This window comes from Kitasatospora sp. NPDC127035 (assembly GCF_042726075.1).
Lineage (GTDB): Bacteria > Actinomycetota > Actinomycetes > Streptomycetales > Streptomycetaceae > Kitasatospora.
Window position 1 is genome coordinate 125,976 of the sequence record NZ_JBHXDN010000021.1, and the last position, 5,700, is coordinate 131,675.

Annotated in this window: 6 protein-coding genes and 3 tRNA genes; 4 read left to right on the forward strand and 5 right to left on the reverse strand. The window is 74.4% G+C overall.

Going from position 1 to position 5,700, the window contains the following annotated elements:
* Positions 1–21 precede the first annotated feature (21 nt).
* From ACFWIC_RS17465 to ACFWIC_RS17475, 3 genes are all read right to left on the reverse strand, one after another.
* Positions 22–93: transfer RNA gene (locus tag ACFWIC_RS17465), tRNA-Val, on the reverse strand.
* Positions 94–126: 33 nt separating this feature from the next.
* Positions 127–200, reverse strand: a tRNA-Cys gene (locus ACFWIC_RS17470).
* Between the two features lie 40 nt (positions 201–240).
* A tRNA-Gly gene (locus tag ACFWIC_RS17475) sits at positions 241–313 on the reverse strand.
* 298 nt (positions 314–611) lie between these two features.
* Between ACFWIC_RS17475 and ACFWIC_RS17480 the strand changes: the two genes are divergently transcribed.
* The 3 genes from ACFWIC_RS17480 (at position 612) to ACFWIC_RS17490 (ending at position 3,493) form a co-directional block, all read left to right on the forward strand.
* The gene (locus ACFWIC_RS17480) at positions 612–1,667 is read left to right on the forward strand and encodes a chorismate-binding protein (protein WP_355409381.1); all 1,056 of its coding nucleotides are present in this window, start codon (positions 612–614) and stop codon (positions 1,665–1,667) included.
* A gap of 81 nt (positions 1,668–1,748) precedes the next feature.
* A complete protein-coding gene (locus ACFWIC_RS17485; RefSeq protein WP_329949822.1) occupies positions 1,749–2,579 on the forward strand; it encodes an aminodeoxychorismate lyase in 831 nt (276 codons plus the stop codon).
* Between the two features lie 71 nt (positions 2,580–2,650).
* A complete protein-coding gene (locus ACFWIC_RS17490; RefSeq protein WP_329882280.1) occupies positions 2,651–3,493 on the forward strand; it encodes a GNAT family N-acetyltransferase in 843 nt (280 codons plus the stop codon).
* A 22-nt stretch (positions 3,494–3,515) separates the two neighbouring features.
* Here the strand turns inward: ACFWIC_RS17490 and ACFWIC_RS17495 are convergent, their stop codons facing one another.
* Complete coding sequence (locus ACFWIC_RS17495) at positions 3,516–4,016, reverse strand: DsbA family protein (protein WP_329949823.1); 501 nt, start codon at positions 4,014–4,016, stop codon at positions 3,516–3,518.
* 162 nt (positions 4,017–4,178) lie between these two features.
* On the opposite strand from ACFWIC_RS17495, the gene ACFWIC_RS17500 reads away from it, so the two are divergent.
* The gene (locus ACFWIC_RS17500) at positions 4,179–4,712 is read left to right on the forward strand and encodes a hypothetical protein (protein WP_380363929.1); all 534 of its coding nucleotides are present in this window, start codon (positions 4,179–4,181) and stop codon (positions 4,710–4,712) included.
* A gap of 134 nt (positions 4,713–4,846) precedes the next feature.
* Here ACFWIC_RS17500 and ACFWIC_RS17505 read toward each other — a convergent pair whose 3' ends face one another.
* Positions 4,847–5,416, reverse strand: coding sequence for a CGNR zinc finger domain-containing protein (locus tag ACFWIC_RS17505; protein WP_329882277.1), 570 nt, complete (start codon positions 5,414–5,416; stop codon positions 4,847–4,849).
* Positions 5,417–5,700 lie beyond the last annotated feature (284 nt).

Genomic DNA, 5,700 nt, shown 5'->3' on the forward strand with positions numbered 1-5,700 from the left:
CAGACCCCGGAGGATCCGACGTGCGCGATACTGGGATTGAACCAGTGACCCCTACCGTGTCAAGGTAGTGCTCTCCCGCTGAGCTAATCGCGCGGGGAGGTCACCCGGTGGAACCGGGAGTCCTCTTGGAGGTGGAGACGGGATTTGAACCCGTGTAGACGGCTTTGCAGGCCGTTGCCTCGCCTCTCGGCCACTCCACCAGGCAACACTCGAAGAACGATCTTACACTGTTCTCCATCGAGCGGACGACGAGATTCGAACTCGCGACCCTCACCTTGGCAAGGTGATGCTCTACCAACTGAGCCACGTCCGCCTGTCTCCCGGGATCTTCACCGTTTTTCCCGGCTGCGCTCCCTGGCGACGTGTTGAACTCTAGCGGATTCCCGGGCCAGCTAAAAATCCGTTCCCGCAGCGTGCCGCCGGGGTGCCCGCCGGGCGGCCGCGGGCCGGGCCCGCGCCGACCCCGCGGGACGGCCCCGTCGGGAGGCGAACGGCACCCTGAGTGACACCCGCAGGTCATCCGGCGCACGCCCGCGCGATGCCCGACTCTGCTCACGCCCCCCGACCTACACTTCAGGCACCGCAACCGAGCAAGCCCGTGCAGGAGACCCGTGTCCGGCCACCCCGCCCCCCACATCCCCCTCGCCCGCTTCGGCGGCCGCCTCGCGACCGGGCTGCGCGACGTCACCTCGGATCCGGCGGCCCTCGACTCCGCCGGCTACTGGGCCGTCGTCCACGACTTCGAGGGCCGGCTCACCTGTGCGCGCTTCGACGACGTCCGCCCGGCCCCCGCGCCCCCGTCCGGCGCGGGCTGGCGGGGACCGGCCGCCGACCGCTGGCGCAGCTCGCTCGACCACGCCTCCTACACCGCGGGCGTCCGCCGGATCAGGGAGCACATCGCGGCCGGCGAGGTCTACCAGGCGAACCTCTGCCGCGTGCTGTCCGCGCCGCTGCCGGATCCGGACCGCACCGACGTGGACGCCCTCACCGGCCTGCTCGCGCACGGCAACCCCGCGCCCTACGCCGGCACCGTCCGGCTGCCCGGCCACGGCGTGGAGATCGCCACCGCCTCGCCCGAGCTGTACCTGCGCCGTACCGGCCGCACCGTCTCCTCCGGCCCGATCAAGGGCACCGGCCGCACCGAGGACGACCTGCTCGACAAGGACCACGCCGAGAACGTGATGATCGTCGACCTGGTCCGCAACGACCTCGGACGGGTCTGCGCCACCGGCAGCGTCAGCGTCCCGGACCTCTGCGCCGTCGAGAAGCACCCCGGCCTGGTCCACCTGGTCTCCACCGTCGAAGGGACCCTGCGCGAGGACGCCGGCTGGCCCGAACTGCTCTCCGCGACCTTCCCGCCCGGCTCGGTGACCGGGGCCCCCAAGTCCAGCGCCCTGCGCATCATCGAGGCGCTGGAGACCGCCCCGCGCGGCCCCTACTGCGGGGCCGTCGGCTGGGTCGACGCCGACCGCGGCGAGGGCGAACTCGCCGTCGGCATCCGCACCTTCTGGATCGACCGGACCGACCCGGCCGCCCCCGAGCTCCGCTTCGGCACCGGTGCCGGCATCACCTGGGGATCCGACCCCGACCGCGAGTGGGCGGAAACCGAACTGAAGGCCGCCCGCCTGGTCGCGATAGCGTCGGGCACCGACACCCCCACCGACTGAGAGCCGGAACGCCCAGGCGCGGTCTCCGGACCCCGGCCGGAACCGACCCGCCCACGCCCCACCCACGAGGAGCAGCCCTCGATGCAGCACCCCACCACCAGCTGGGTCAACGGGTCCCTCGTCGACTCCGCCGACCCCGCCCTGTCCGTCCTCGACCACGGACTCACCACCGGCGACGGAGTCTTCGAGACCCTGAAGGCCGTCGACGGCCGGGCCTTCGCGCTCACCCGCCACCTCGACCGGCTCACCCGCTCGGCCCGCGGCCTCGGCCTGCCCGATCCCGACCACGACCGGGTCCGCGAGGCCTGCGCCCAGGTCCTCGACGCCAACCCCGTGCCGCTCGGCCGGCTGCGCGTCACCTACACCGGTGGCGTCGCCCCGCTCGGCTCCGAACGCGGCGACGACGCCCCCACCCTGGTCGTCTCCCTCGGCACCGCCGCCCGCCGCCCCGACACCACCGCCGTCGCGGTCGTCCCCTGGCGCCGCAACGAGCACAGCGCCGTCGCCGGTCTGAAGACCACCTCGTACGCCGAGAACGTCGTCGCCCTCGCCGCCGCCCACCGGGCCCGCGCCTCCGAGGCGATCCTCGCCAACACCGCCGGCCGGCTCTGCGAGGGCACCGGGTCCAACGTCTTCGTCGTGCTCGACGGAACCCTGCTCACCCCGCAGCTCTCCTCCGGCTGCCTGGCCGGCATCACCCGCCGGCTCGTCATCGACTGGTGCGGCGCCCAGGAGGCCGACCTGCCGCTCGACGCGCTCCAGCGGGCCGAGGAGGTCTTCCTGACCTCCACCCTGCGCGACGTCCAGGCCGTCACCCGCGTCGACGGCCACGAACTGGCCGGGCCCGGTCCGGTGACGACCAAGGCCATGGCGGTCTTCGCCGAGCGCAGCGCCGACGACCTGGACCCCTGAGCGCCGCCGGGGCTCCCGGCCCCGCCCACCCCGGCGGGTAGAACACCCGGGCGGCGGGAAGGGACCCCGGCATGACCACCACGCTGCGCCCAGAGGGCCCGGAGACACCCACCGCCGCCGGCGGCCGCACCAGACGCTGGCGGATCTGCGCCAACGGCCGGCCGGTCGGCGCCCTGCGCACCAGCCTCGTTCCGCGCGGCGGGCAACTCTGGGGCGAGATAGCCGAGTTGGAGGTGCACGAAGGGCGCGGGCGGGGGCGCGGAACGTTCGGCGCCCTGGCGGCCGAGGAGGTGCTGCGCGGCTGGGGCTGTACCCGGGTGGACGCCGACATCCCCGAGTCCTCGCAGCTCGCGCGCTCGCTCGCGGTCACCCTCGGCTACAGCGAGCGGATGCGGAACATGGCCAAGCGCCTCACCGCGCCGCCCGCGCTGCCGCCCGGCCTCACCGCGCACCCGATCGGCGCGGAGGAGTTCCCGGACTGGCTCGCGGACGCCAAGGAGGGCTATCTGCGCGACCTGGTCTCGTCCGGTCTCGCGGAGGAGCAGGCCCGCGCCAAGTCCGACGCCGACCACCTGAACCTGCTGCCCCTGGGGGCCGGCACCCCCGGTGTCGCGCTGCGCCGGCTGAGGGGTGCCGGGCCGGACCCGCTGGGCTCGCTCTGGCTGGCCCTGCGGGTCCGCGACCTGTCCGACGGCGCGCCGCTGGCCTGGGTGATGGTGGTCGAGGTGGCCGAGGCCCACCGGGGCCACGGCCACGGCCGGGCGCTGATGCTGCTCGCGGAACGGGAGTGCCTGGCCGCCGGGGTCCGCGACCTGGGGCTGAACGTCTTCAGCGGCAACGAGGTCGCGATCCGGCTCTACGAGTCGCTCGGCTACCGGGTGACCAACCGCGTCTACGGCAAGACGCTGATCTGACGCCGGATCCGCCGACGGGCCGTCAGGAGCGCTGCGCCGCCTCGATGACGGCGACGATCCGGTCCAGCAGGCCGTCCTGGCTCCGTCCGCCGTCCAGTCGCTGCCCGGCGATCACGTAGGTCGGCGTGCCCTGCACGCCGATCGCCTTGCCCTCGGCCTGGTCGGCGTCGACGATCAGCATGTGCCGCCCGTCCACCAGCGCGGTGTCCACCTCCTCGGCGTCCACCCCGACCTCCCGCGCCACCTCCAGCAGCACCTCGGTGCCGCGCGACTCCAGCTCCTCGACGCGGTCCAGCAGCGCCTCGACGTACGGCCACCCCAAGCCCTGCGCGAACGCCTCCTCGGCGGCCTCCGCCGCGGCGTAGGCGTGCTTGTGCTTCTCCAGCGGGAAGTGGCGCAGCTCGACGGGGAGCGCGTCGCCGTACCGGGCGCGCAGCGTCCGGACGTCGTCCAGGGCGGTGCGGCAGTCCGGACACTGGAGCTCGCACCAGAACTCGAGACGGGGGAGGGAACCTTCGATCATGCCCCCAGTGTTCCACTAGTGGGCTCCGTGCCGTCCCGGCGGCGGTCGGGCCCGGCCAGACCGGAGCGACGGGAGGTCCGACGAGATGACCAGTTCGACTGACAGGCCGACCGGCCGAGCGGCGCGCGGTGCGCGGGCGGCGGCCGACGACGGGACGCGGCCGTGCTGACGGCGGCGGTGAGCTTCGCGCTGACGGCGGCCGGGGTGGCCGTCGCGGGCCTGCGCGCGTACCGCCGGCGCTTCCTCTCCGCGACCCGTTGGTTCGCGTTCGCGCTGGTGCCGGCCGGTCTCTACCTGACCGGCCTCTTCCCGGTGGCCCGGACCATCGGCAGCGAGCTGGCGGACTGGGCGACGAAGCTGGTCTTCGACCCCCGGGTCTGGACCGGCATCGTGCTGCTGGGCGTCTCGGCCGCGCTGCTGGCCACCACCCGGTGGGCGGGCCGTCGCGGCGCCGTCGCCGGGGGCGGGGCGCGTCCGGCGGCCGGTCCGGCTCCCGCACGCCCGGCCGTCGGCGCGGATCCCGGCGGTGTCACGGGCACCGCGCCGTTCGATCCGGCGAGGCAGGCCGAGCAGCCGAGGCGGGCCGAGCCGCAGAAGCCGGCGAAGCAGCAGAAGCCGGCGAAACAGGCCAAGCGGGACGACGGGCTCGGGGACTTCTCCGACATCGAGGAGATCCTGCGCCGCCGCGGGATCTGAGCGGAAGCGGCCCGCCCGCGCCGGACCGGGACCCGGTCCGGCGGTTTCGGCCTGCTGTCGGGCCCGTCGCCCGAACGACGGCCCGAACGACGGCCCGAACCACCGCCCGCCCCGTTCGGGGCCGGGACCGGCGGTCAGGCCGAGGGCACCGACTCGGCGGACCGCTGGCGCGCCCGGTAGGCGGCGACGTGCAGCCGGTTCCCGCAGGTCCGGCTGTCGCAGTAGCGCCGCGAGCGGTTGCGCGAGAGGTCGACGAAGACCCGTGCGCAGTCCGGTGCCTCGCAGCGGCGCAGCCGCTCGCGTTCGCCGGCGGTGAGGATGAAGGCCAGCGCCATGCCCAGCTCGGCGGCCAGGTGGTCACCGAGCGCGGCGTGCGGCGCGAAGTAGTGGATGTGCCACCCGTGGTGGTCGTGGTTGGTGAGCCGGGGTGTCGTGCCGGCGGCGGCGACCAGGGCGTTCACCAGCTCGGCGGCCTCCTCGGTGGACTCCGTCCCGAAGACCTCGCGCAGCTGCGTCCGCAGCTCGTGCACCCGGCGCAGGTCGCCGTCGGTGAGGGAGTCGACCTCGCTGATCTCCTGGCGGATCACGAAGGCGTCGAGCGCGGCCACGTCGGGCAGCAGCTCGGTGCCGCACACCTCGGGTGCGGTGTTGAGCAGCTCGACGAGGATGCTCAGCGCGCACTCGGTGTCATGGGTGATCAGCACGTGGGGGCTCCTCGCGCGGAGGGGGCCGTCGGCGCCCCGCGACTACGGTCACTCCCAGACCTTACCGGGCCGCGCCGCACACGGTGCCGGCTTCCTTCGAAGGTGCGTACGGATCTCGTCAGTACGGGCGGAGAGGGCGGGCGGGAGGGGGCCGGGAGCGACCGGCGGCCGGCCCGCCCGGAAGACGCCTGCGCCCGGCAGTGAGGCCGGCCACCCCTGCGGGTGGCCGGCCCCCCATCCCGGCGCCAAAGGGGAGACCCCCCCCCCCCGAATTGGGCGGAAAA

What these genes read in the sequence shown, in the direction of transcription:
- ACFWIC_RS17485 (WP_329949822.1), top strand. Translation starts at nt 1,749, where the DNA reads ATGCAGCACCCCACCACCAGCTGGGTCAACGGGTCCCTCGTCGACTCC.
- ACFWIC_RS17490 (WP_329882280.1), top strand. Translation starts at nt 2,651, where the DNA reads ATGACCACCACGCTGCGCCCAGAGGGCCCGGAGACACCCACCGCCGCC.
- ACFWIC_RS17495 (WP_329949823.1), bottom strand. Translation starts at nt 4,016, where the DNA reads ATGATCGAAGGTTCCCTCCCCCGTCTCGAGTTCTGGTGCGAGCTCCAG.